The organism is Priestia sp. YIM B13486, from assembly GCF_042787865.1.
Lineage (GTDB): Bacteria > Bacillota > Bacilli > Bacillales > Bacillaceae_H > Priestia > Priestia megaterium.
Genome location: NZ_JBHZOZ010000002.1, coordinates 91,482 through 117,329 on the forward strand (window position 1 = coordinate 91,482; position 25,848 = coordinate 117,329).

Consider the following 25,848-nt stretch of genomic DNA (forward strand, 5'->3'; position numbering starts at 1 on the left):
TTACTGTTCGCGTAGATTTTAATTTTTCTTCCCTTACATAAATAAAAGATAGCGAAGGAAGATATATAACGTTGAAATTAAAAGAGATACGAGCATGATTGGAGCTCCAATTTTCAAAAAATCCATGAACGAAAATTTATGTCCTTTTTTTACAGCCATGCCAGCTACAATTACATTAGCAGACGCTCCAATTAACGTACCGTTTCCGCCCAAACATGCTCCTAGTGCCAGTGACCACCATAGTACATTGATTTGAGCAGAATCAGGACTCATTCCCATTCCATGAGCCATATCTTGAATAAGTGGAATCATTGTAGCAACAAAAGGAATGTTGTCAATAACAGCTGAAGCAATTCCACTAATCCACAAAATGAGATAAGCTGACAGTGCGATGTTGCCGTCTGTAACGTTTAAAGCGCCAGCAGCCAGTTTTTTGATGATGCCTACATCGATTAAGCCTCCGACAAGAACAAACAAACCTGCAAAGAAAATAATGGTTGTCCATTCAACAGAATCAAACGCGCTTTCTACTTCATCATGAGTTCTTAATCCAATTACCAATAGTACAGCAGCACCTGTAATGGCTACCATAGCCGCATCAATATGCAAAACGGAATGCAGGGTAAAACCTAGAATCGTTAAGACTAGTACAGTTAACGATTTTTTCATTAAAACAGAATCTTGAATATAATCTTTTTCATTTAAACTCATTAGCTCTTGTTTTTTGCTATCTTCTACTTTTAATTTTTTGCGATAGATAAGAACAAGAATCCCCAGCGTAACAACACCGATAATTAGCACTGCAGGAGCTAAGTTTAATAAAAAAGCGTTAAAATCAAGATGAGGATTTGCTGCTCCAATCATGATATTAGGCGGGTCGCCTATTAAAGTAGCCGTTCCCCCAATATTTGAAAACAGCACTTCTGATATAAGAAACGGAAAAGGATTAATATTTAAAATAGTAGTAATTGAAAAAGTAACGGGAACAATTAATAAAACCGTCGTTACATTATCTAAAAAAGCAGATCCGACGCCTGTTAAAATTGATAAAATAACTAGAATTCGAACTGGATCACCTTTAGCGATTTTAGCAGACTTGATGGCTGCGTATTGAAACACGCCCGTTTTATTTGTAATGCCGACTAGAATCATCATACCCATAAGAAGGACAATCGTTTCCCACTGAATGTGTTCGGTAATAGCATTATTAAAATCAACAATGCCTAACAAAATCATTAATATAGCACCTAAAAGAGCTGCTGAAGCGCGATTGATCTTTTCAGTCATAATTAAAAAATATGTAATGATAAATATAATAATGGCTGCGTATACATGAAAATTTGTAATGTGTTGAATTGCATTGTGCATAACAGTAACCTGGCGATATGTCATCTAGACATCACGAAGTGTAGATGACAAAAACTTTGGATGTTTTCCAGGTTTTCACCTCATCTTTCATTGTTTAATTTACATCCAACTTTACGGTAAAACTTCTATAAAGCCCGTTTTTCTTTAACCGACCTCCTTTAAAAGCCTTGGTGTTCCTCAAAATTAAGACGATTCCTTCAGCATTATATCATATTTACATAAAAGCTTTCTCGCTAATTATTCAATGTGATTTTCAACCCACACACTTATTATGCACCTTAAATTCAGTTTACATAATTGATTCCTCTAAGATTGGACAAAGTTAGACAAAGTTGGAACAGTGTCCAATTTTGTCTAACTTTATGAGGCCAAATACAATAATAGATTGCTAGTATAAAGGGATTTTACTATTGGCACGGTACTTGCAATAGTAGTTAAGTGAAGTTTGATAATCAAATGAGGAGGCTTACCATAATGAAAACTGCTCAAAACAAAACAGAAAAGCTTACGAAAGAAAAAGCCAGCTGGATGTATCAGAAAATGGTAGAAATTCGAAAGTTTGAAGATGAAGTACATCAAATTTTCGCAAAAGGTGTACTGCCTGGTTTTGTTCATCTGTATGCAGGTGAAGAAGCGGTAGCGGTTGGAATGTGCGCTCATCTTAATGACAGTGACAGTATTACAAGCACTCATCGCGGACACGGCCATTGTATTGCTAAAGGCGGCGATTTAGATGGAATGATGGCTGAGCTTTTTGGAAAGGTAACCGGGTTAGGCAAAGGAAAAGGCGGATCCATGCATATCGCGGATTTAGATAAAGGAATTTTAGGGGCAAATGGAATTGTAGGAGGAGGCTTTCCGCTTGCATGCGGTTCTGCTTTAACTGCTAAGTATAAAAAGACAAAAGATGTAAGCGTTTGCTTTTTTGGAGACGGAGCGGGCAATGAAGGGACGTTTCATGAAGGAATTAACTTAGCAGCCATTTGGAAACTCCCGGTTGTTTTTGTTGCTGAAAATAATGGCTACGGAGAGGCAACTCCATTTTCTTATGCTTCGAGCTGCAGCGCGATTGCAGACCGTGCCGCATCTTATAACATTCCAGGGGTACGAGTGGATGGAAAAGACGTGATGGCAGTTTATGAAGCAGCTGCAGAAGCTATTCAACGAGCCCGCAGAGGGGAAGGGCCAACGTTAATTGAATGTGTAACGTATCGAAATTACGGACATTTTGAAGGCGACGCACAAACGTATAAATCAGGAAATGAAAAGAAAGAACATCTCCAGGAAAAAGATGCTATCGCTCTTTTTGAAAATTACTTGCTTTCAGAACAAGTAATAACAGAACAAGAGCTTAGAGAGATTGAAGGTGAAGTAGAAAAAGCAGTAAAACGCGCAGTTGAGCTAGCAGAAACAAGCGATTATCCTGATGCTTCGGAACTATTAACGGATGTTTATGTATCTTATTAATTAAAGGAGGAAAAGGAAATGACTAGAAAATTAAGCATGTCTGAAGCTATTAATGAAGCTATGAAACTAGCGATGCGAAAAGATGAGAATGTGATTCTTTTGGGAGAAGATGTAGCTGGCGGAGCGGAAATTGACCACTTGCAAGATGATGAGGCGTGGGGCGGGGTCCTTGGAGTGACAAAAGGGCTTGTGCAAGAATTTGGACGTGAACGAATTCTTGATACGCCGATTTCAGAAGCAGCTTATATAGGAGCTGCAATGGGAGCGGCAGCTACAGGGTTAAGACCGGTTGCAGAATTAATGTTTAATGACTTTATTGGCTGCTGTTTAGATCAAGTGCTGAATCAAGGCGCAAAATTTAGATACATGTTTGGAGGAAAAGCTGAAGTGCCCGTCACGATTCGAACGACTCATGGGGCAGGGTTTAGGGCTGCAGCTCAGCATTCTCAGAGCTTGTACGCTTTATTCACTAGCATTCCTGGCATTAAAGTAGTGGTGCCTTCTAACCCTTACGATGCAAAAGGATTATTGTTAGCAGCTATTGAAGACAATGATCCGGTTATCTTTTTTGAAGACAAAACATTGTACAACATGAAAGGAGAGGTTCCTGAAGGCTACTATACAATTCCGTTAGGGAAAGCTGACGTGAAACGCGAAGGAACAGATTTAACCATTGTAGCAATTGGAAAACAAGTAAATACTGCACTTACGGCAGCAGATCAATTGTCTCACAAGGGAATTGATGTAGAAGTAGTCGATCCGCGAAGTCTATCACCTTTTGATGAAGAGACCATTCTTTCTTCTGTAGAAAAAACGAATCGATTAATTGTCATTGACGAAGCCAATCCAAGATGCAGCATCGCAACGGATATTGCTGCGCTAGTTGCTGATAAAGGATTTGACATGCTTGATGCACCTATTAAACGAATTACAGCACCACATACACCTGTGCCGTTTTCGCCTCCATTAGAAGATATTTATCTGCCGACACCACAAAAAGTAATTGAAGTTGTATCGGAGTTACTAGGAGATAAATCGCTTCTAAGCGTGTAATTAAAGAAAAGGAGGAGGAAGCAAATGGCTGCAGAGGTTGTAATGCCAAAACTAGGTATGGCAATGAAAGAAGGAACTGTTTCGACGTGGAACAAAAAAGTTGGAGACTCCGTTTCAAAAGGAGATATGATTGCAAGCATTAATTCTGAAAAAATCGAAATGGATATTGAAGCGCCGCAGGACGGTGTGATTCTTGATATTCTTGTACAAGAAGATGTAGGAGTGCCTCCTGGAACGATTATCTGTTATGTTGGAAAGCCAAACGAGCAGCTCACTGAGCAAAACAGTTCAGCAAATGAGCTGCAAGCGCCTAAAAACGAGGTAGCGGCTGCTATCTCGTTAGAAGAGCCACCAGCAAACGCAGCTCCATCAAAAAAGAGGAAAGAAACGGTGCTTATTTCACCAATTGCACGGAAAATAGCAGAATCTGAAAACCTTAATGTTGAAACGATTAAAGGCACAGGACCAAAAGGAAGAATCACCAAAGCAGATGTAGAGAAAGTGCTGGCGGAAAGAGCTTCAGAAGCGAGTCGTCCACCAGCAGAAATAGATAAAGCTATAAAAAAAGAAACGCTTCCAGTAGCGGGCATGAGAAAAGTCATTGCAAGTCGAATGCATAGTAGTTTATTAAACAGTGCCCAATTAACAATTAATATGAAAGCTGACGTGACGGATTTGCTGTCTCTTCAACGGGAAATCAAAGATGTGATCCAACAACGCCATAAGGTGAAGATATCTCTAACTGATTTTATTGCTCGCGCTGTTGTTCTTTCACTTCAAGAACATAAACAAATGAACAGTGCCTATATAGATAACGAAATTCATCTCTATAACCATGTTCATCTTGGAATGGCCGTAGCTTTAGAAAATGGGTTAGTTGTCCCTGTTATGCAACATGCTGAAAAGATGTCGTTAGTTGAATTAGCTGCAGAGATCAAAACACGAGCAGCAGATGCTCGGCAAGGTCAGCTGGCCACTGATAGAATGCAAGGTTCTACATTCACTATTACTAATCTCGGTGCTTACGGAGTAGAGTATTTTACACCTGTATTAAACCCGCCTGAAACAGGAATTCTTGGTGTTGGAGCTACTGAAGATGTACCGATGTATAAAGGAGACGAATTACAAAAAAGAAACTTGCTGCCTTTAAGCCTGACGTTTGATCATCGCGTACTGGACGGAGCACCTGCAGCTAATTTCCTTGGAACTATTAAACAATACTTAGAACAGCCTATTTTACTACTCTTATAGAAAGGGGTGCATTCCGTGAAACCTTTAGTTGTGATTGGAGGCGGTCCAGCAGGATATGTGGCGGCAATCACTGCCGCCCGGCAAGGAAAACAAGTTACGTTAATCGAACAAAAAGATTTAGGTGGAACCTGTTTAAATGAGGGCTGTATGCCAACAAAGTCGCTATTAGCAAGCGCGGAAGCCTATGAGAAAATTAAGAAAGCTGAGCAATTCGGCATCAATCTTCCTTTAGAACAAGTGAAAATTAACTGGGATGGCGTTCAGCATCATAAAACAACCATTGTTAAAAACTTGGTCAGGGGAATCGGCTATTTGATGAAAAAGAACAGTATTAAAGTCATAAAAGGAGAAGCTTCTTTTTTGACAAATCATTGTCTAGCCGTGCGAAACGAAAATCACGTAGAAGAGATAGAGGCTGAACAGTTTATTATTGCTGCGGGTTCAGAACCTGCTAGCCTGCCATTTGCTCCTTTTGATGGAAAGTGGATCATTCACAGTAAACAAGCAATGTCGCTGCCTGCTATCCCTTCATCTCTTTTAATAGTAGGAGGAGGTGTAATTGGATGTGAATTTGCAAGCATTTACAGCCAAATGGGAACAAAAGTAACGATTGTGGAAGCAGCAGATCAGCTGCTTCCTGGTGAAGATGCCGACATCGCATTGACGTTACAGGAAGAATTAGAGAAAAAAGGCGTAGGGATTTATACATCCGCTTCGCTAACGGAAATGAAGCCAGAACATAAAACGGCTCTATTTAAACATAAAGAAGAGCTGCATGAACTGCAGGCTGAGTATGCATTAATTTCAATTGGCAGAAAACCTAGAGTGCTAGGTTTGGGTTTAGAACAGGTTGACGTACATTTTTCAAAACAAGGAATTGATGTTAATGAGCATATGCAAACGAATATACCTAATATCTATGCTTGTGGAGATGCAGTTGGCGGAATTCAGCTTGCTCATGTCGCCTTTCATGAAGGCACAGTTGCTGCTTTGCACGCATGCGGAAAAGATAAGAGCGTAAATTATCGAGCTGTACCCCGCTGCATTTATACTCACCCTGAAATTGCAAGTGTCGGTATGACAGAAAAGCAGGCTCGAAGCGAATACGGCGATATTCGCGTCGGAGAATTCTCGTTTACGGCAAATGGTAAAGCAATGATTGCAAATGAGTCCGTTGGAAAAGTGAAAGTAATCGTAGAACCGCAGTTTAATGAAATTATTGGGCTTTCCATTGTAGGTTCACATGCTACAGAATTAATTGGACAAGGAACCATTATGATGCACGGAGAGTTGACCACAGATATAATGGAAGACTTTATCGCTGCCCACCCTACATTATCTGAAGCCATTCACGAAGCTCTTTTGCAGTCGGCGGGTCAGGCCGTTCACTCCTGATTACGCAGGTGCCCAAGTTATTAAACTTTTTGAGGATAAAAAGTAAAAATGAATGATTCAAAAAGATAACTAGAGGATGAAGGAATCACGGAAGCGGTATAGTAGTTTTCCTGCATCCTCGTCTAGTTTCTTTATTAATTTTTACATAACGTGAGTTTAAAAATCTATCATTTGGTAATGATAACGTTTTCTTTGTGATTTATAATAATGGTAACAAGCCTTGATTTACTATATTCAATTAAGTTTATAGGGGAGAGGTAAAAAATGGAATCCACACTTTCTTTAAACACATGGAAACGTTTTGTAAACGAAGGAGCACTTGAACCTTCAAGGTTAAACGACATTATTGTAAAGTCGTGGCATCGTTGTAAAAGCGCAGATGTTAATCCTTACCTAGATAAAGGCAGATCGATTTTAAGAAATGAAGACTTTCATTCTCGAAAACAAATGAACTCTTTATTTCTTGAGACGGCTTTGCCGCATTTAGAAAGAATCAGACAATCAGCGGCGGACTTAGGAATGGTTGCTTTATTAATTGACCCAGAAGGCTATATTTTATCTATTACAGGAAATAGACTTACACTGAATGAAGCAAGGAAAATTAATTTTGTGGAAGGTGCCTGTTGGACAGAAAAAGAAGTAGGCACAAATGCAATCGGTACGGCTCTGCAAACGGAAGAGCCCATTATGATAACGGGTACAGAACATTATTCGATTGCTTCGCATCAATGGAGCTGTTCGGCAGCGCCTGTTCGAAATGACGACGGAAATTTAATTGGGATTATTAATATTTCTTGTCCTGTAAACAGAGCTCACCCTTATACACTTGGAATGGTTACGTCCATTGCGTATACAATTGAGCGGGAGTTAAGCATTCGAATGCACAAAGACGAAATTGAGTTGGTTCACGCTTCTATGAATTTTGTTGATAGCAAACAGCTCTTGCTGCTTTGCAATTACAAAGAAGTGATTGTGGGAGCAAGCAAAACCTTGCGAGAATGTATACCAAAATGGTCAGGTCTGCAGTTAAATACGATTGTACAACAGGGATTTCGTATAGTGATGGAAGTGCCTGTAATTTCAAAAAGACACGGTCATTCTATTGGAAAGATTATTTATTTATCAGAAGAAGCGCACCACAACCAAACAACTACACAGATCCCTGCTCAATCATTTTCTTTTAAAGGGGAAGCAGGCATAAGCCGTTCCTTTCAGCAAACACTAGAAGAAATAAAGCATGCGGCTCCTACGGATACAACAGTCTATATTTTAGGGGAAACAGGTACCGGAAAAGAAGTAATAGCTCAAACAATTCATGAAAACAGCTCGCGTAAAAACGGGCCTTTTATTGCTCTTAATTGTGGTGCTATTCCGAAAGAACTTATGGAAAGTGAATTATTTGGCTATGTGGAAGGAGCATTTACAGGAGCACGGCGTCAAGGATATCAAGGAAAGTTTGAGCAGGCTAATCACGGTACGATTTTTCTTGATGAAATAGGTGAACTTCCTCATTCTATGCAAGTTTCTTTGTTAAGAGTATTGCAAGAGCGCAAGGTAACGCCTGTTGGAAGCAATCAGGAAATTCCGGTTGACATCCGTATTATTACCGCTACTCATCGAGATCTTCGTCAACTTGTCAGTGAAGGGAAGTTTCGAGAAGATTTATATTACCGGCTTCACGTGTATCCCGTGCATGTTCCGCCTTTGCGAGAAAGGAAAGAAGATATTCCACATCTGATGCGCTACTTTTGTCAAAAGAATGCTTGGAATATGAATTTCCCCAAGGAATTAGTAGATAAACTAATAGATTATCAGTGGCCCGGCAATATTCGAGAATTATTTAATGTACTTGAACGCTTGAAGATCTCGCTTAAAACAGAAGCAGAAAAAGAGAAGATATTGAATTATTTGAGTTCTTTAAGTCTTGGTGGCCAAAAGAACATCTCTAACTCTGATACTTCACAAGAAATAGAAGACAATGATTTTACGTCCCTCCCCGTACTCACATTTCGTGAAAAAGTTCAAAAAGACTTAATGATGGATGCTTTACGTAAAACACAGGGAAATGTGTCACTTGCCGCTAAGCTGTTAGATATACCAAGAAGTACATTTTATAACAGATTAAAAAAATTCAATTTGTAAGCTGAGAGTTCGTAGCTGTTTTAAATTTTTAAATAAGGATAGGAGCTGAGTAGAATGAAAGCATTAAGATGGCATGGCGTTAAAGATGTAAGGTTAGAATATATTGCAGAACCTACTGTCTCTCAAGGAAAAGTGAAAATTAAAGTAGAATGGTGTGGAATTTGCGGAAGTGATTTGCATGAGTACACGGCAGGACCTATTTTTATTCCTACAGAAGAACCCCATCCATTAAGTAAAGATAAAGCGCCGGTTGTGCTGGGACATGAATTTTCTGGACAAGTTGTAGAAATCGGAGAAGGTATTACGAATGTAAAAGTCGGAGACAGAGTAGTGGTAGAACCTATCTATGCATGCGGAGAGTGTGAAAACTGTAAACAAGGAAAGTATAATCTTTGTAATAAAATGGGGTTTTATGGTCTTGCCGGAGGTGGCGGAGGTTTTTCTGAGTATGCCTCTATACCGGTTGAAATGATTCATAAAATACCAGAAGTGGTGTCTTACGAGCAAGGAGCTCTCGTAGAGCCTTCAGCTGTGGCTCTTCATGCTGTGCGTCAAAGCAAACTAAAGGTAGGAGATAAAGCCGCCGTATTTGGGACGGGGCCAATCGGTTTGCTAGTTATTGAAGCGTTAAAAGCATCGGGTGCATCTGAAATTTATGCGATTGAACTATCGGAACAGCGCAGACAGAAAGCTGAAGAACTTGGGGCGATTGTGATTAACCCGCAAGAATACGATCCCGTAGCAGAAGTACATAAGCGCACAGGCGGAGGTGTAGACGTTTCCTATGAAGTGACAAGTGTTCCCTTAGTTTTAACTCAAGCCATTAATTCTACCAAAAGTGGCGGGGAGACAATGATTGTTAGCATATTTGAAAAAGAAGCGTCCATTCATCCTCAAACAATCGTTTTACAAGAGCGTACAGTAACAGGTATTATTGGCTACCGCGATGTATTTCCAGCGGTTATTAGTTTAATGGCAAAAGGCTATTTTTCGGCTGATAAACTGGTGACAAAACGTATCAAGCTAGAGAATGTAATTGAAGAAGGTTTTGAGACATTGTTAAAAGAAAAGGAACAGGTGAAAATTTTGGTGAAAGCTGAATAAAAAAAGAGGCTGGGACAAAAGTATTTTAGACGAAGTAAAAAACGAACCATTGATCAAAATTTTTGATTAGTGGTTCGTTTTTTTGTTAGCGTGAGCGTATGTTCGGTTTGTTTAGGCCCTTCTAGCAGTCGATTGCAGGGCAAGATGAGGAATCCTGCGGGAAAAGCGGAACAGATGAGACCCACAGGAGCGTATGCGACGAGGAGGCTCAGCGCCCATGTAAAGCGAAGTCTTGCACGGAAATCAACTGCCGTGTCATAAGCGGTTCAGCTCATCTATCCTATTTGTTCGTCTTTAGATTGGATTCATTTCGTTATGTCTCAACCTCTTTAAATTGAATAAGGTAAGTATGGTTATTTTATTATCAGATTATTCTGTACTATATACAGTATATTGTATACAATATATAATCTAATCATTATCTAATTAATAAAATCAGAGGTGATGAGTGAATGACAGACAAACAGTTTAAAAATGTACAAGACGGAACCAAAGCGGTATGGGCGGGAGAAAAAGAATCCCTTGCTTACAATGCCACTCAAGTTCCTGTCGTCTTCAGCGTAGCTTACAATTATGATGATGTAGACGAATGGCAAGAAGTTGCGTTAGGAAACAAACCAGGCTATACGTATAATCGCATGAGTAATCCTACAGTTAAAGCTTTTGAAGAAAAAGTAAGGATACTTGAAGAAGCAGAAGAAGCGGTCGCATTTTCCTCCGGCATGGCGGCTATTAGCAGCACTTTATACACGTTTTTAAAACCTGGAGACCGCGTCGTATCGGTAAAAGATACATATGGAGGAACAAATAAAATCTTCACTGAGTTCCTTCCTAACATCGGAGTGGATGTAACCTTATGCAATACGGGGAATCATGAAGAAATTGAAGCGGAAGTAAATAAAGGATGTAAAGTGCTATATTTAGAGTCACCTACAAATCCTACGATGAAAATTATTGATATTGAAAGAATAGCAAAAGCAGGAAAAGCAGTAGGGGCAGTCGTCATTATTGACAATACGTTTGCGACACCTATTAATCAAAACCCTCTTCAATTAGGGGTGGATCTTGTCATTCACAGCGCAACAAAATTTTTAAGCGGACATGCGGATGCCTTAGGAGGAGCAGTATGCGGCTCTAAAGAATTAATGAAGCATGTGTATCACTACCGTGAGATCAATGGCGCGACCATGGATCCCATGTCAGCGTATCTTATTTTAAGAGGAATGAAAACGTTAAAATTACGTATACGTCAACAAGAGCGAAGCGCTTTGGAAATTGCTAAATTTCTTCAAAAGAAAGAAGCGGTTGAAGCCGTCTATTATCCTGGATTGGAAACACACCCTCATCATCATATTGCCAAAAAACAAATGAAAGGCTTTGGCGGGATATTAAGCTTTGTTTTAAAAGGAGAAATGGAAGCTATTAAAATTTTGCTGCCAAAGTTAACGTATGCAAATAAAGCCGGCAATTTAGGAGCGGTTGAAACAATTTATGGACCAGCAAGAACGACTAGCCACGTAGAATGTACGCTTGAAGAACGTAAAGCTCTTGGAATATCCGAAGGACTGGTTCGCATATCTGTAGGAATTGAAGATACGGAAGATTTAATTGCAGACTTAGCACAAGCATTTACTCACTTGGAATCCGCATCATCTATTAGTAATTAAAAAGACGCGTATTACTTTTTTTAATAAAAATAAAGTAAGTACCTCTTTTTAGTTGGTAGACACGTCTTCAGAATTATAGAAATTTTGTGGAATAAAGCTGATAAATTAAACTGTACGTGTATTTTTTCGTCTGATTTTGTAGGTATACTGATAAATTAGATGAAATAAAAATGTTTTTACGCGTTTTAAAAATAAACTAACTTACAACAGCCTACAAATAAGGAATGATAGTATGTCGAAACAAGAACAAGAAAGTGAATACACAATAAAAGATGCATCATTGTTTGGATTAAAATTAATGCAGGTAAGTAAAGCCATCTGGAGAGCTGCGGAAGATGACTGGGAGCAATGGGTGAAACCTTATGGACTAAACGTAAATGAGCATCATATTTTATGTTTAGCTAGTAACACGGGAGAAATCTCTATGTCAGAGTTAGCTAATTTAGGAGCTATGCATATCTCTACAGCGTTTAATTTTTCAAAAAAATTAGAAAATCAGGGATATCTGCATTTGTCCAAAAGAGAAAATGATAAAAGAAACACCTACATCAAATTGACTGAAAATGGCGAACAATTATTGCTTGATACGCTCAAAGGGTATGAACCACATAACAGTAAGATATGTAAAGGCGCACTTCCTTTAAAAACGTTATACGGCAAATTCCCCGCTTTTCCAGAGCTAGTAACCGTTGTTCGTCATGTTTGCGGCGGCGAGCTTGTGACCGTTGCTGATCAACCTTTTGTGAATATAAAAGAAGCGGGAATAGAAGAAAATGAAGATAAGAAAGAAGTCCAGCTAACTAGTAATTGAACGCAGTGAATAATATGCAGACAATAGGGCTTCATGAAAATAAGTGAATAACAGGCGAGCTGTTTTATACGTGAGAAATACGACGTATAAAACAGCTCTTTTTTATTTTTCGAATAATGATTCTCCATTATATTATGAGAAATTTAGGATAAGCTACCAGTAGTAAATTTTCTGAAGAGAGGGAGTGATTACCATGAATAAGTCAGACTCAATTTCTGTTTTTCAATTGATCCTTCTTTCAATGACGTTTATTGGCTTAAAAACTCATGTGATGCTCATATCTCCATTAATTAAAACGGCAGGACGAGATGCTTGGATCACCGTTCTTCTTACTTGTCTTTTAACACTCATATGGGTTCCTTTACTCGTATATGTAAATAAAAAAACAAAAGGCGAACATCTTTTTCGATGGATGAAAAAGCATGTGAATAAGTCATTTACCAATGTCGTTATTTTTCTTACAATCGTTTATTTGACCCTTATGGAGATCGTCACTTTACGAGAGACGATTACGTGGATTAATATTATTTTTCTTCAGCGAACACCTTTAATTATTCTCGTTTTACTATTTGGTTTTACCTGTTGCTTACTTGCCGCTACGAGTCTTAGAACGATTAGTATTGTAAACGTATTTCTTTTATTTTTTATTGTAATATTAGGTTTCTTTGTTTCTTTTACAAACTTTCAATTTAAAGATTATTCTTTATTGCAGCCTGTTTTAGAAAATGGCTATTTTTCTGTTATTAAAAGTATTGTATTTCAAGGATCAGGGATGGTAGAGCTGCTGCTGCTGCTCTTTTTGCAGCACAAAGTGCCGCAGCCTATACGCTATAAGCATTTAGCGGTGGCTGCAATTCTCTTAACAGGCCTTACGATTGGACCTCTCATTGGAGCAATTACTGAATTTGGCCCTGTAGAAGCCTCTAAGCAACGTTTCCCTCCCTATGAAGAATGGGGAATTGCATCGCTTGGAAAGTTTATAGAACATATCGACTTTCTATCTATTTATCAGTGGTTGTCGGGTACCTTTATCCGCATTTCGACCTTTCTTTTTATTATGAAAGAATTAGTTTCGTTTCAAAAAGGCCAAAAAAGGTTTCTTTTACTCATTCTAGTGGTTATTACTGTATGTACGCTGGCTCCTATAACGGACTTTGCTTTTTCAAATCTTTTATTTTTTACAATCATACCGGCTACTTTCTGGTTATTTGTTGCTTTCTCTCTTTTCTTAGTAGTCATAGTCTTTCTATTTTCTCATAAAACAAGGAGGGATAAGAGTGGAATTTTTTAAGAAGAAAAAAGACTACAGCTCTAAAAAACAAGAGGCGGAAAGTCTTTTAAAAGAAAGTTCTTCTCGTGCTCAGATAATCAATGAGTGTACGTTAAGAGATTTATTTGGAAAATGCAGCGATATTAACTTCGAGACCGTTTATTTTTATAACAAACGAGTGCTTATGATTTATTGTACCGGTCTAGTTAGTACGGAAATGCTATATGAAATGATTCCTAAAAAATTAGAGGAATGCTGTGCTAAGTTAGAGGGTGAAGTAGAAGGAGACAAGATCATAAAATTATTAAATCTTCCCTCAGTTTCCATCGTTCAAGATGAAGAACAGGCAGTTTCAGAAATTTTTTCCGGGAAATTATTCATTGATTTTGGATCACCACAATCAGTTGTTTCTATCGATATTTCGGACCGTCCTCAAAGAAGCCCAGAAGAAACGAAAAATGAAGTAACCATATTGGGTCCTAGAGATAATTTTATTGAAGACTTACCTGTCAATATTGCTTTAATTCGCAAGCGTCTTAAATCAGTTTCCTTGTTAACAAACTCTTTAGAGATTGGAAAACGAACAAAAACAAAAGTAAGCATTTTATACATGGAAGATGTAGCTGACAAGAAGATACTTGACGAAATTATGGAAAAGTTAGGAGATATCGATATCGACGGTATTTTCAGCGGAACACAGTTAGAAGAGCTCATTAATAAAAATCCGTATAGCTTTTTTCCTCGACACGCTTATACAGGGAGACCTGATTTTGCGGTTCAATCTCTGTTAAATGGCCGGTTTATTATATTAATTGATGGAACTTCATATGCGTATGTTACACCCATTAACCTTTTTTACTTATTAAAGGGATCTGAAGATAAAGAAAATACATATTTATACAGCTCTTTTGAGCGTATTCTTCGAATCTTCGGGCTTTCTATCGCTGCTTTTTTGCCGGGTTTTTGGGTTGCAATGACGGCTTTTCATCAAAATCAGCTTCCGCTCAGCCTGTTAGCTACGATTGTTGAAGCAAGAAGAGGTGTTCCGTTTCCTACCTCTCTTGAGGCAATATTAATGCTTCTTTTATTTGAATTGTTTGGAGAGGCAGGGTTTAGACTGCCGACTTCTGTCGGGCAGACCCTCAGTGTAATTGGAGGGCTTATTATCGGTGATGCAGCCATTAGAGCCGGTTTAACCAGTCCTGCCATGCTTGTTGTCATTGCAGGTTCTACAATTGCTACGTTTACGCTAGCTAATCAGTCTCTTATAGGAACAATTTCACTAATCCGCTTTTTTTGTATTATCTGTGTCAGCATCTTAGGTTTCTTTGGATTTTTTATTTCCATCTTTTTAGTCATGATCTATATTACAAACATCCGAACGTTTGGTGTGCCATATTTTGAGTTAGCAACCCGTTTAGACGTGAAAAATATTTTAAAATCTCTCTTCCGTCTTCCCGAAAGTAAAAAAGCAACAAGAGCTAGTATGCTTAACCCAAGCGATTCCACACGCGAAAAAGGAGAAAGTTAGTGAAAGGGAATATAAGGAATTTACTTATACTTATTATGAGCTCTTTTTTATTGTTTCTTTCGGGATGCTGGGATACGAATGAACCGGAACAAATGGTATATGCACAAGGAATGGGGGTAGATTTTAAAGATAACCGTTACGTTCTTTACCTGCAGACCATCAATTTAAGTTTATTAGCAAAATCCGAGGCAAGCGGTGCTGGCGCAGGTCAAGTCAAAGTAGAAGTTGGTTATGCAACAGGGAAAACCATTGATGAAGCTATTTTTAGATATTATCAAATTTCTCAGCGCAGAATCTTTTTTGGGCACTTAGCTTTCCTTGTTCTAACGGACGATGCGTTAAAGCATGGCGCTGTCAAATCGGCAGTGGATTTTTTAGATCGTTATCGGGAAACGAGATACAACATCTGGATGTATGCTACGAAAAGTCCTTTGAAAAAAACGTTGTTAGCTACGCCTATGTTCGAAGTATCGAACGCTCTTTCTCGCTTGAGCGATCCTAAAGTGATTTTTAAGCAAAACTCGTTTATTCCACCAATCGATTTAAGAGAGCTCATTATCCATCTTAATGAACCTAGTCACGAAGTAAATATTCCTCTCGTTCAGACTAAAGAACATTTAACAACGGATCAAAAAAAAGAAACAGCTATTCAAGTAAACGGAGCAGTGGCTATTACATCATCTGAATTAAAAGGAGTTTTTTCAGAGAATAAAATCAAAGGACTTAGATGGATAACGGATGAATTTGTACGAGCTGGTTTACGGGTAAGGCTCCCTGATCATTCCGATATTGATCTTGTGGTAGACAAGAAAAAAGTAAAAATTGAACCTGTTATAAACGGTAGTAATTTAACATTTAATATAAAAGTTCGTGCAAAAACAACGATTTTAGTTATGCCGCAGCACGAAAAACTATCGACTATAAAAAAAGAAGCTGAACAGAAAATTAAGAAACAAATTATGGAAACGTACGCGCAAGGCTTAAGTATAAACAGCGATGTTTACAGGCTTTCTCATGTTCTTTATAAAAAAGAACTGCGTAAATGGAAGGCTGTTCAAAGCAACGGGGCAATTCCTTTAACAAAAGACTCAATAAATGTGAAGGTCAACGTACAGGTTAAGCATGGAAACAAACAGCGAATAGGTCCGACTATAGATTAACATACTGAAAACCTGCACACCTCACCTGATAATGTTAACTCATTAAACAAAGGACAAAAGTGGAGGAATAGATAAAATAGAAAAGACCAACCTAAGAACAAATCAAATTAGGAGATTATAGATGGAAACAATCAAACCAATTAAAATAGGTTCAAAAAAAACAAGCGTGCAAGAGAAATTAACAGCCCCCGAAATGGGCAAACTTTGGGCAACCTATATGGGCAACAGCATGTCTTCGTATATTTTAAGTTATTTTCTTGAACACGTTGAAGATCCAGATATAAAAAAGCTGTTACAGCATGCAAAAGGTTTAACGGAAGAATTTCAAAGTAACGTAAAAGACATTTTTACAAAAGAGAACGTGCCAATTCCATACGGATTTACGCAAGAAGATGTGAACCTAGGCGCTCCAAAGCTGTTTGAAGATGAATTTTACGTGCATTATTTAAAATATGCTGCTAAAGCTGGATTAAGCATTTACAGTATCGCACTGCCTCTAATGTATAGAGAAGATGTAAAGACATTTTTAACGTATTGTATGAAAGCAACAATGGAACTGATGGAGCAAATAAAGGCAATCTTAATGGATAAAGGATTTATTATTAAGCCGCCACTTATTCCCGTACCAGAAAAAGTGAACATCGCTAATACTCATTATTTAAGCGGTTTTATAGGAGATGTTCGACCTTTGCATGCATTAGAAATTGCTCATCTGTATGATAACATCGAAAATAATGTGACAAGCAAAGCCTTAATTTTGGCATTTAGTCAAGTTGTTAAAAGTGAAAAAATCCGTACGTTATTTGTAAAAGGTGAAGATCTGACAAATAAAGCGGTAGAACGCTATATTGAAAAGCTTCATCGAGATAATTTACCAGCGCCATCCTTTCTTGATCATTTAATTACTACTTCGACTTTTTCACCGTTTTCGGATAAATTGATGCTGTTCCATAAAATGGATATGTTCTCGATGAAAATGAGGGCTTTTGGAAATTCAGTAGCCGTCAATGGAAGACATGATTTGGCGCTGTTATATGGAAAATCAATGACAAATATCTCGAAGTTTGTAAAAGATGCAGCGGATATTATGATGGAAAATGGATGGATGGAAACACCACCGGAAGCGGTAGATAGAAATCATTTAAACTCCAACTAATTAAATAATTTGCCTTTATAGCTCTAATGAATAAAAAACACACAAAATAGATGTCAGATTTTGTGTGTTTTTTTATTTGAAGAGAGAAAAAGCTGTTAATCCTGCCTTTATATTTGATAGTCATTAAACTAACCCAACTTATGATTACAATTTGTATAGGAGCTTAATGTCTCCATGTATAAAAAATATTATTTATTTGCTGCTCATTATTTTATAGAAATTACTAGACATTTATAAGACATTAAAAAGAAATTAAAGAAATTATAAACATTGCTAAAACTTATATGGGTAAAAGCCTTCTGCTGACTGAGGTTAAAGGGAATAAAGCAATCAAAAAAACTGCAGTTTACTACAAGAATTTTCACGAAAAAATATAGGATTTCTTTATAACGGCCATATTTTCTACGCAGTAGTTCGGAAAATAACGTTTATTTATTGTGTTTTTTGTTCATTTAGTTGATTTTTTTCACGAAAATGAAAATCATTATCATTTAAAGGGATTTATCGTAGCTCACAGACGTGTATGTTTGAGTAAGTTAAAGAGAAAGAAAGAATGGAAGGAAAATAGAGTAGAAATGAGTAAAAAAAGGCATAACAAAAAAGAGTATTATAGAGCGTTAATTTTTGCCTGATAATACCCGTTGGCAATTTTGCGGATATACGTAAAGAAGTTTGACTCCATTTCATGCACAAGAGGTCGAAATGCATCCATACTTTCTTCTATGTAAGTTTGTTGTAAGTGACGCTGAACGGACGTTAATGATTTTTCGATTATATCTAAACCAAACTCATGTACAATGGAATGAATATCTTCTTTTTTAATTGAATAATGGCCAAAAGATTTAAAGAAATTCTTAAACTGAGCAAATATATGCTCTCCACGAATTTTTTCGATTTCTTTTTGTTTTTTACTATCATGAGCACCAGTTAAATTAAAGCTTAAAATAAAACCATCCTTGATTTTTTCAATAATTGATTTTCTTGGCTGATTTTCTTCTAATAATGTTTTGACACAATCATCTTTTTCTAGCACATCGATACGGAAAATTGTACTCAATTTACTAGCCATTTCTTTAATAGCAGCTTTATAGCCAATGTATTTTGGAAGAATGTGTTTTACCTCAGTGTAAGATAGAAGCGCTTCTGAATCTTTCTTTACGTTTACATCAGATTCGTATACGTACAACGCACGTAAAGCCAGACGCAGCATGTTGATATTTTTAATAGCCAGCAATTGATAAATCACTTCCATCGAAACAGAAGTATAACCACCTTTTGAAGTATATGTATTGTTATCTTCATCAAGCATTTCAGGATTATATGATATGTTTTGAACATCAGCAGCTTCTTTTATATGTAAATCTAAAAAATCCTCTAAATAGTTGTTTAAAGAAACTTGAATATAGTCTCCCCATAAACGATCCCAGCGAATGATGTCATAGTCTTCTAAAAGCTTATTATTATTTTGAACGGTCCGAACGGAACATTGGATTGTATTAGCCAGTTCTTGCTCAGAAATGATTGAAATATGACCCTGGCTGTTACATTTGGCTACGTAAGCTAAAATTTGCTTCATCAGAGAACCCGTCCACTTTATATCTACAAAGTTTTTCGCAAGACCAAATGAATGTTTTTCATAGTAATAGCTATTGCCTCGTTTCGTGTTTCTATTTAAGCCGCTCATGACAATCAGCAGTTTATTTGCTACAAGGGTGTGCCGTTTTAGTGCCAGCTTTTGTATACTCATGTAGTGACCTCCTTTCCAAAACTATATACGTCGTCTTTTACAGTATAGACACAGTCATATAGGCTGTAAAATGACATATTTGCACGGGGAAATGGTGCATTTTTTTAAAAGACTAGTGATACCAAGGGACGAGACATCTATTTAAAAGGTGACATATTTGCACGGAGATGTGGAGCAAAAATAGCGTTATATTTCATAAACGTTGATAAAACAGCATTCTTAAGCTAAATGTCGTATTATGACGGATGAAATACACAAAATGCGACAAATTCGAAAAAAATTTTGATGTAAAAATGACATATTTGCACGGAGAATAGGAGCAAAAATGATAAAAGTAAAGGTTCAGGCAAGGAAGTGACACATTTGCACGGAAAATAGGAACAAAAAAAAGAAAAACGCCCTTTTTGAGACACAAAAAGTTCACATTTTCAGAGGGGATAAACAAACATTTGCAGCAAAAATAGTGTTTTTTTAAGAAAGTGGCATGTTTGCACGGAAATCTGGAGCAAAAAACACTTTTGCACGGAGATGTGGAGCAAAAATTGAAGGAAACGGAGAGGGAAAGTCGCTGACACAAGAAAATTTATGTAAAAGTGGCATATTTGCACGGAAGATTGGAGCCAAACTTATAGTAAATGCAGTATAGAAAGAAAAACGACACTTTTGTACGGAAATCTGGAGCAAAAAACAATTATAAATACTTTTTTAGACACAAAAAGTTCACAAAATGATAAGGAAGGTGAAGTTTAATAGCTATATTAGCAGGGGAAACAATATGTTTACATGGAGAATTGGAGCAAAAAAACACTTTTGCACGGAAATGTGGAGCAAAAAATGCAGTGATTAATAGTACATAGATAAAAAGAATGCCCTTATAAAGATTATAAGGGCATTCTTTTTTAGCCTATAGAACTTGTTACGTTTTGATAAATAGAAAGGGGAGCATATTCGTAATCACCAGCTAGTAAGTCTTTTACTTCACTTTCTCCCACAGGAATAAAGGTAATCTGAAACACTTGGCCCACTCTTTTATAGGATTGGACAGCTAGTTTTTGTTCGACTAGCTCATCTAAGGCTGTTTCTATTTCGACAAGGTTTTCTTTTTTTCGTCTTTTTCGAAAGCGGACTCTTGTCGAAAAATATAAATAATCTCTTGTGACATTGTATGAAGATTTTGTTTCATAGCAAATGAGACGCTCTTTTTGCATAACGAATAGCAAATGATAAGCGGCGTCTAAACTTAATTTTTCTACTTTGTTTTTATAAATACGCACCGTTTGGCGTTGAATATAGTCTCTATATATCACTTCATTGACGTGAATTTCAGCAATTCGCGTTCCGTTTGGCATCGTAGTAATATCCACAAAGTCAAAAATACCGTAGGCAATTTTCTTATTATGCTGTACTTTTGTCATGCTGTAGTGCTTCATTTTTGTAATTCTTTCTTCTATCATCTGATAGTTGCGCTTACTGTCTGTTTTATAGAGTGCTTTCACAAGATCACCAATTTTTACGTTAATAATTTTTTGTGTAGCGAACAATTCGTCGCGCTGGCTCATGATCTCTAAAAACACTTTATAATCAAACCGATCTAAATCACTAATTTTATTTCCATTTTCTTCAGCGTATTCTTTTTCTATTAACAATTCGTAATCTGTCCCGTCTTCAGAGTTATAAGTACTTAAGAAATATTCTTTTCCTTCTTTCTCTAATAGGGGTTGCTCGACGAGAAGCTTTGCTCTTGAGTTAGAGAAAAAAGGATTCTCTACAGTTGAAAAAGGGCTCTCAATAATACTATGATTTCCGTTTTGGAAGCTTGGGTCCAGTATAGTAAGCCCAATAATAATAGATATATCCGTATGGATTGCTTTTTCTCGCTGGGTCTTGGTTTTTTGATGAATATAAGGATAATCCGTTAAGAAGAAGCTATCTTCTTGACTCCATTCACGTAGGATACCAATTCGTTTATCAATGACTTCTTCCGGAGATGATACGTTTTCAAACTGTTTGCAAAAGAGTTCTTTTCCATTCGTTTTATAATAAGCTGTTAGCGCTTTGTATTCGCCAATCAGCTCTTTATTCTTCTTAGGCTTTTTTTGCTCATAGTCGCGTATAGCAGCATCTAACCATCTGCGTTTCGTACGATTGAGAAAGTCTTTTTTTAAAATCCTCAACGCTTCGTTTACATCTTTATTTTCAAAGTGCTGCTGATAAAGAGGGAGGATGGTGCTTTCTAAATCACCTTTTATACTTTCATTATAAACAGATAAGAGGCGTAATTTAGATACTCTATCAATGACTTCGCGTATGAGTAAAGATGAATAATCCATACACATCTAACCTCCTTAATCTTAAGTTATTCATTTTAATTCTTAGCTGGATAGTGGCTTTAAATCTATTGTAATGCACGAAAGTTCGATGCTACAAACAAAAAAAGGCTACTATCTATAGTCTATTTTTCATTATACACGTGCAAAGCAGAGGAAGGGGGAGATTTTCTTATTTTCTTTTTTAGTAATCTACATTTAGCCATGTAGCATATATATTTGCCGTGTAGCTTATGTATGGAGGATAACCGTGTCTGCAAGACCGCTAATTCTGCTACCGAGTTTAATGGACTGATAGAAAGTATCTCAAAATAAAAGGATATCAGCGATCAAAAGAGAATACGCTGTAAAACTACTAAACCCATACCGGAGGTCATAAATGAACCCTATATTAAATGAAGTAGGCACGGTTTTTATTCCTGTAAAGGACATAAAAAAAGCACGAGATTGGTATTGTGACATACTAGGTTTGATAGCAGATGAAGACATTTTATATGATCATTTATATGTGATACCTATGAATGGAACAGGGATTGTATTAGATAGCAAAACTTATTCAAAAAATACGCTTTTTAAAACGCCAGCTTTTCATTTGAATACAAACGATATCAAAGAAGCTTATGAATATATGAAGCAGAAAAAAGTAGAGCTAACGACAGGAATTCAACACAATCATTGGTTTACATTTAAAGATCCGGATGGAAATCACCTGATGGTGTGTCAGTGCTGAACCCATGGGAAGATAAAAGACATTAGGACATAAAGAAATTACCCCAATCTAAAGACGAACAAATGAGATAAAGGAGCTGAACCGCTTGTGACACCGCTGTTGAGTTCCGTTGAAGACTTCCGTTTTTCACGCAGAAGTCTTCACCTTGCCCTCCAATCAACAGCTAGAAGCAGCTGCACAAACCCTATGTTCAATATGACAACAAAAAATCCGAACTATTAATCAGATTAATAGTTCGGATTTAACTTCAACTAAAATGCTTTTTTATCAGCTTCTATTGGATTGCCTCGGCATTTTACAATTTGACAGATTTGTTTCTGAATTGAATCATTCTTACAATATTTATCACAATTGTTTTTGTTACAGCATAAGCCGGAATCGCTAAGATCATTCCGAGTATTCCTGCAATATTACCAGCAACAAGCAATAAAATAATAATTGTTAAAGGATGAGTGTTTAATTTCTTTCCAATTACCAGCGGAGAAATAATGTTCCCATCTAGCTGTTGAACGATTACGACGACGATAATTACTAATATCGCTTTTGTAGGAGAGTATAATAAACCTACGATTAAAGCAGGTGCTACGCCAATAAAAGGGCCGACGTACGGGATAATATTAGTAAGGGCTCCTATTAGTGCGAGTATCAATGCATAGGGTAACCCGATGATGAGGTAACCAATGAATGTACTAATACCGACAAATAAACAAACGAGCATTTGGCCTTGAATATAAGTAGCTAGCGTATTTGTTGTTTCTTTCATTGTACGTAACGTTTCTTTTCGGTAAGAAGCAGGAACCATACGCAGCGTATTTTTACGAAGTTTATGGCTGTCTTTAAGCATATAAAAAAGAATGAAAGGAACGGTTACAACCGTAAGTGTAATATTTGTTACGACGCTTAAAACAGATGAAATACTGTTTGTGAGATTCGTAGGTAAAGTAGACGCGTAGTTTAAAAGTGACTCTTCAATATGATCGAGGGACACATATTTTTGTTCAACGAGCCAGTTAAACCATCTTGAGTTAGATAAATCATTTATGTACTCTCTCGTTTCTACAATATAAGACGGAATATTTTTAGCCAAATCAGTTAATTGTTTAGATAAAGTAGGTCCCACACCGCCTACAATAGAAGCAATTACGCCGATAAAAACAACGTATAATAATAAGATGGCCAGTGTTTTTGGCACTTTTTTTCTTGTGAGAAATGACACAATTGGTTCGAATAAAAAGAAAAGAAAACCAGCTACGAGAATAGGGAAAAATAAAGTGGAGATAAACACACCGATTGGTAGAAAAACAAACGAAATATGTTTACAAATGTAAATCAGTAAAGCAATCATTAATAGTTCTAATGTCCAAAAATGCAGTTTCGATTTAAACAAAAAGTTACCCTCTTTCTTTACTATTTTTTACTATCATACATCAAAAAAGAAACCCACTGCACGTGAAAAGTGGGCTTTTTAGTCTGTATAACTTTTATTTACATAAAAATTAGGATTTTTCCTCTTTATTTTCAGTGGTATCCTCTGGAATTTTTTTGTCGTCATCCTGTATAATTCCTTCCGCTGCATTTTTAAATTCTCGCAGGGAATGTCCAAATGCTCGTCCTATGTCCGGCAATTTACTCGGTCCAAATACAATTAAGGCAGTAATTCCGATTACGACCATGCTTGTTGCTCCTGGCATGATATCCTCTCCTTTAAAAGCAATGAATATATGAAAATTAAAAAGAGATAGTAAATAAAGTGCATGTTTATACTATTCACTTTTCTCTTTAAAATTCCTTTATTTTAAATGATACGAAAATAAGGTGCAGCGGCTATGTATGATTTAAATGCTAGTAGTGATGCATACGAAGTTAATTATAGCATTAAAGACAGCCTGTTCGCCTTATTAACCCTGTATAACCTTTATGTGAAACAACATGCTTTAATTCTTATGGAAACATGTCATAAATCCTGTTTTTTTAAAAATGAAGAATCAGCATATGAAAATAAAGAGAGAAAAAAATTGAAAAATATAAAGATAAATTGTTGTAAAATTTAGAAAGAAGTAATAGAATTAAATAAAATGTTAACGTTAACATTTATAGTGTTGAAGATTAAATCTTATTAATATAGTTATCTATAAATAAGATTATTCATCAATTTATGTAAATTTGTTAACGTTAACAAAAAATGAAGGAGTGAATGGGAATGAAAAAGTTTATGGATGACAATTTTTTATTAACAAATGAAACAGCCGCACACTTGTATAATACTTATGCAAAAGATATGCCCATTATTGATTATCACTGCCACTTAAACCCACAGGAAATTTATGAGAATAAACAGTTTGAAACGTTAATTAACGTTTGGCTAGATGGAGATCACTATAAATGGAGACTGATGAGAGCCAACGGAATTGAAGAAGAAAAGATAACAGGATCAGCGAGTGACTATGAAAAATTTCTCGCGTGGGCTAAAACAGTTCCGATGACAATTGGGAATCCGCTATATCATTGGACGCATCTAGAGTTAAAGCGTTTCTTTGATATTGATGAAATATTAAATGAACATACGGCACCGTTTATTTGGGAAAAAGCAAATGAGAAATTACGCAGCGGTGAGTTCGGTGCAAGAGATCTTATTACACGTTCTAACGTAAAAGTTATTTGTACAACGGATGATCCAACAGATTCATTAGAGTATCATATGAAACTAAGAGATGTGCAAGAGTTTGAGACCCAAGTACTTCCAAGCTTTCGTCCGGATAAAGGGCTTGAAATCAATCAAGAAGGGTTTAAGAACTGGATTGCAAAGCTGCAAGATTGTTCACATCATTCCATTCACACCTATGATGATTTGTTAAAAGCTCTTGAAAGTCGAGCTCGTTTTTTCCATTCCATGGGAGGACGTCTATCTGATCACGCACTAAACAAAATGGTATATACGAAGACTTCAAAAGAAGAAGTTTCAGAGATTTTCTTAAAAGCCTTAAAAGGTGAAGGTGTAAGTACTGAAGAAGAAAGTAAATACAAGTCATATACGTTAATCTTTTTAGGGAAGCTGTATAATGAGCTAGGTTGGGCAATGCAATTTCACCTTCATGCTCTTAGAAACAATAACACAAAAATGTTTCACCAGTTAGGGCCGGATACAGGGTATGACTCGATGTATGATGGACAAGTGGCAGAGCCTCTCGTACAGCTTCTCGATCAAATGGACGTACAAAATAGTTTGCCAAAGACGATTTTATATTCGTTAAATCCAAAAGATAATTATGTATTAGCAAGTATAATTGGAAGCTTTCAAGGAGACGGCATCCCTGGCAAACTGCAGCTCGGCACGGCTTGGTGGTTTAATGATCAAAGAGAAGGTATGTTAGAACAAATGAAAGCGTTATCAAATATTGGGTTGTTTAGTCGTTTCATTGGTATGTTAACGGATTCCCGAAGTTTTCTTTCATATACAAGGCATGAATATTTCAGAAGACTAGTATGCAGCTTAATCGGTACGTGGGTAGAAGAAGGAGAAATGCCTAATGACCAACAGCTGCTTGAGCAAATTGTAAAAGGAATATGTTATGAAAATGCTAAAGACTACTTTAGCTTTCCTGCCTATACGCTGCAAAAATAAACACGCAAAATAGTTTAAAGAATTGCAAGGGGAGAAGGGGGATTACC

The 25,848-nt window shown here is 36.8% G+C and carries 20 protein-coding genes; 15 read left to right on the forward strand and 5 right to left on the reverse strand.

Going from position 1 to position 25,848, the window contains the following annotated elements:
- Positions 1-33 precede the first annotated feature (33 nt).
- On the reverse strand, positions 34-1,368 hold the full coding sequence (locus ACFX4G_RS04670; protein ID WP_097823682.1) for an ArsB/NhaD family transporter: 1,335 nt from the start codon (positions 1,366-1,368) through the stop codon (positions 34-36).
- 474 nt (positions 1,369-1,842) lie between these two features.
- Between ACFX4G_RS04670 and ACFX4G_RS04675 the strand changes: the two genes are divergently transcribed.
- The 12 genes from ACFX4G_RS04675 to ACFX4G_RS04730 all read left to right on the forward strand — a co-directional run bounded on the left by ACFX4G_RS04675 (position 1,843) and on the right by ACFX4G_RS04730 (position 17,375).
- Positions 1,843-2,835 carry a thiamine pyrophosphate-dependent dehydrogenase E1 component subunit alpha gene (locus ACFX4G_RS04675; RefSeq protein WP_141425871.1) on the forward strand — a complete coding sequence of 331 codons (993 nt, stop codon included), beginning with the start codon at positions 1,843-1,845 and terminating at the stop codon, positions 2,833-2,835.
- Between the two features lie 18 nt (positions 2,836-2,853).
- The gene (locus ACFX4G_RS04680) at positions 2,854-3,888 is read left to right on the forward strand and encodes an alpha-ketoacid dehydrogenase subunit beta (RefSeq protein ID WP_013082775.1); all 1,035 of its coding nucleotides are present in this window, start codon (positions 2,854-2,856) and stop codon (positions 3,886-3,888) included.
- Positions 3,889-3,912: 24 nt separating this feature from the next.
- A complete protein-coding gene (locus ACFX4G_RS04685) occupies positions 3,913-5,139 on the forward strand; it encodes a dihydrolipoamide acetyltransferase family protein (RefSeq protein WP_043981932.1) in 1,227 nt (408 codons plus the stop codon).
- 15 nt (positions 5,140-5,154) lie between these two features.
- Complete coding sequence (gene lpdA / locus ACFX4G_RS04690) at positions 5,155-6,534, forward strand: dihydrolipoyl dehydrogenase (protein WP_237074811.1); 1,380 nt, start codon at positions 5,155-5,157, stop codon at positions 6,532-6,534.
- 264 nt (positions 6,535-6,798) lie between these two features.
- Positions 6,799-8,676, forward strand: coding sequence for a sigma-54-dependent Fis family transcriptional regulator (locus tag ACFX4G_RS04695; protein WP_162214064.1), 1,878 nt, complete (start codon positions 6,799-6,801; stop codon positions 8,674-8,676).
- 54 nt (positions 8,677-8,730) lie between these two features.
- A complete protein-coding gene (locus ACFX4G_RS04700) occupies positions 8,731-9,780 on the forward strand; it encodes a 2,3-butanediol dehydrogenase (protein WP_043981937.1) in 1,050 nt (349 codons plus the stop codon).
- 452 nt (positions 9,781-10,232) lie between these two features.
- A complete protein-coding gene (locus ACFX4G_RS04705) occupies positions 10,233-11,447 on the forward strand; it encodes a cystathionine gamma-synthase family protein (RefSeq protein WP_043981938.1) in 1,215 nt (404 codons plus the stop codon).
- A gap of 232 nt (positions 11,448-11,679) precedes the next feature.
- Positions 11,680-12,258 carry an HTH-type transcriptional regulator Hpr gene (locus ACFX4G_RS04710; protein ID WP_043981939.1) on the forward strand — a complete coding sequence of 193 codons (579 nt, stop codon included), beginning with the start codon at positions 11,680-11,682 and terminating at the stop codon, positions 12,256-12,258.
- 193 nt (positions 12,259-12,451) lie between these two features.
- Positions 12,452-13,549, forward strand: a complete 1,098-nt coding sequence (locus ACFX4G_RS04715; RefSeq protein WP_377573033.1) for an endospore germination permease — start codon at positions 12,452-12,454, stop codon at positions 13,547-13,549.
- A complete protein-coding gene (locus ACFX4G_RS04720) occupies positions 13,536-15,059 on the forward strand; it encodes a spore germination protein (RefSeq protein ID WP_377573036.1) in 1,524 nt (507 codons plus the stop codon). Before ACFX4G_RS04715 ends, ACFX4G_RS04720 begins: the two co-directional genes overlap by 14 nt.
- Positions 15,059-16,219, forward strand: coding sequence for a Ger(x)C family spore germination protein (locus ACFX4G_RS04725; RefSeq protein WP_230184721.1), 1,161 nt, complete (start codon positions 15,059-15,061; stop codon positions 16,217-16,219). Before ACFX4G_RS04720 ends, ACFX4G_RS04725 begins: the two co-directional genes overlap by 1 nt.
- Before the next feature lie 121 nt (positions 16,220-16,340).
- Entirely contained in the window at positions 16,341-17,375 is a 1,035-nt protein-coding gene (locus ACFX4G_RS04730; RefSeq protein ID WP_162214066.1) for a DUF3231 family protein, read from the forward strand.
- Positions 17,376-17,982: 607 nt separating this feature from the next.
- Here ACFX4G_RS04730 and ACFX4G_RS04735 read toward each other — a convergent pair.
- Both ACFX4G_RS04735 and ACFX4G_RS04740 read right to left on the reverse strand, forming a co-directional pair.
- A complete protein-coding gene (locus ACFX4G_RS04735) occupies positions 17,983-19,122 on the reverse strand; it encodes a hypothetical protein (RefSeq protein WP_377573040.1) in 1,140 nt (379 codons plus the stop codon).
- An 899-nt stretch (positions 19,123-20,021) separates the two neighbouring features.
- A complete protein-coding gene (locus ACFX4G_RS04740; protein ID WP_013082784.1) occupies positions 20,022-21,452 on the reverse strand; it encodes a hypothetical protein in 1,431 nt (476 codons plus the stop codon).
- A gap of 376 nt (positions 21,453-21,828) precedes the next feature.
- On the opposite strand from ACFX4G_RS04740, the gene ACFX4G_RS04745 reads away from it, so the two are divergent.
- Both ACFX4G_RS04745 and ACFX4G_RS04750 read left to right on the forward strand, forming a co-directional pair.
- Complete coding sequence (locus tag ACFX4G_RS04745; protein ID WP_047931929.1) at positions 21,829-22,179, forward strand: VOC family protein; 351 nt, start codon at positions 21,829-21,831, stop codon at positions 22,177-22,179.
- Positions 22,180-22,266: 87 nt separating this feature from the next.
- Positions 22,267-22,401: a hypothetical protein gene (locus tag ACFX4G_RS04750; protein WP_255255766.1), complete on the forward strand. Its 135-nt coding sequence runs from the start codon at positions 22,267-22,269 to the stop codon at positions 22,399-22,401.
- Between the two features lie 73 nt (positions 22,402-22,474).
- On the opposite strand, the gene ACFX4G_RS04755 is transcribed toward ACFX4G_RS04750, so the two are convergent.
- Positions 22,475-23,566, reverse strand: coding sequence for an AI-2E family transporter (locus ACFX4G_RS04755; RefSeq protein ID WP_016763781.1), 1,092 nt, complete (start codon positions 23,564-23,566; stop codon positions 22,475-22,477).
- Between the two features lie 109 nt (positions 23,567-23,675).
- Entirely contained in the window at positions 23,676-23,870 is a 195-nt protein-coding gene (locus ACFX4G_RS04760) for a twin-arginine translocase TatA/TatE family subunit (RefSeq protein ID WP_162214069.1), read from the reverse strand.
- Positions 23,871-24,379: 509 nt separating this feature from the next.
- Here ACFX4G_RS04760 and uxaC point away from each other — a divergent pair.
- Positions 24,380-25,801 (forward strand): glucuronate isomerase, encoded by a 1,422-nt coding sequence (uxaC, locus tag ACFX4G_RS04765; RefSeq protein ID WP_323618776.1) that lies wholly within the window; start codon positions 24,380-24,382, stop codon positions 25,799-25,801.
- Positions 25,802-25,848 lie beyond the last annotated feature (47 nt).

What these genes read in the sequence shown, in the direction of transcription:
- ACFX4G_RS04670 (WP_097823682.1), bottom strand. Translation starts at nt 1,368, where the DNA reads ATGCACAATGCAATTCAACACATTACAAATTTTCATGTATACGCAGCC.
- ACFX4G_RS04675 (WP_141425871.1), top strand. Translation starts at nt 1,843, where the DNA reads ATGAAAACTGCTCAAAACAAAACAGAAAAGCTTACGAAAGAAAAAGCC.
- ACFX4G_RS04680 (WP_013082775.1), top strand. Translation starts at nt 2,854, where the DNA reads ATGACTAGAAAATTAAGCATGTCTGAAGCTATTAATGAAGCTATGAAA.
- ACFX4G_RS04685 (WP_043981932.1), top strand. Translation starts at nt 3,913, where the DNA reads ATGGCTGCAGAGGTTGTAATGCCAAAACTAGGTATGGCAATGAAAGAA.
- ACFX4G_RS04695 (WP_162214064.1), top strand. Translation starts at nt 6,799, where the DNA reads ATGGAATCCACACTTTCTTTAAACACATGGAAACGTTTTGTAAACGAA.
- ACFX4G_RS04700 (WP_043981937.1), top strand. Translation starts at nt 8,731, where the DNA reads ATGAAAGCATTAAGATGGCATGGCGTTAAAGATGTAAGGTTAGAATAT.
- ACFX4G_RS04705 (WP_043981938.1), top strand. Translation starts at nt 10,233, where the DNA reads ATGACAGACAAACAGTTTAAAAATGTACAAGACGGAACCAAAGCGGTA.
- ACFX4G_RS04710 (WP_043981939.1), top strand. Translation starts at nt 11,680, where the DNA reads ATGTCGAAACAAGAACAAGAAAGTGAATACACAATAAAAGATGCATCA.
- ACFX4G_RS04715 (WP_377573033.1), top strand. Translation starts at nt 12,452, where the DNA reads ATGAATAAGTCAGACTCAATTTCTGTTTTTCAATTGATCCTTCTTTCA.
- ACFX4G_RS04730 (WP_162214066.1), top strand. Translation starts at nt 16,341, where the DNA reads ATGGAAACAATCAAACCAATTAAAATAGGTTCAAAAAAAACAAGCGTG.
- ACFX4G_RS04735 (WP_377573040.1), bottom strand. Translation starts at nt 19,122, where the DNA reads ATGAGTATACAAAAGCTGGCACTAAAACGGCACACCCTTGTAGCAAAT.
- ACFX4G_RS04740 (WP_013082784.1), bottom strand. Translation starts at nt 21,452, where the DNA reads ATGGATTATTCATCTTTACTCATACGCGAAGTCATTGATAGAGTATCT.
- ACFX4G_RS04745 (WP_047931929.1), top strand. Translation starts at nt 21,829, where the DNA reads ATGAACCCTATATTAAATGAAGTAGGCACGGTTTTTATTCCTGTAAAG.
- ACFX4G_RS04760 (WP_162214069.1), bottom strand. Translation starts at nt 23,870, where the DNA reads ATGCCAGGAGCAACAAGCATGGTCGTAATCGGAATTACTGCCTTAATT.
- uxaC (WP_323618776.1), top strand. Translation starts at nt 24,380, where the DNA reads ATGAAAAAGTTTATGGATGACAATTTTTTATTAACAAATGAAACAGCC.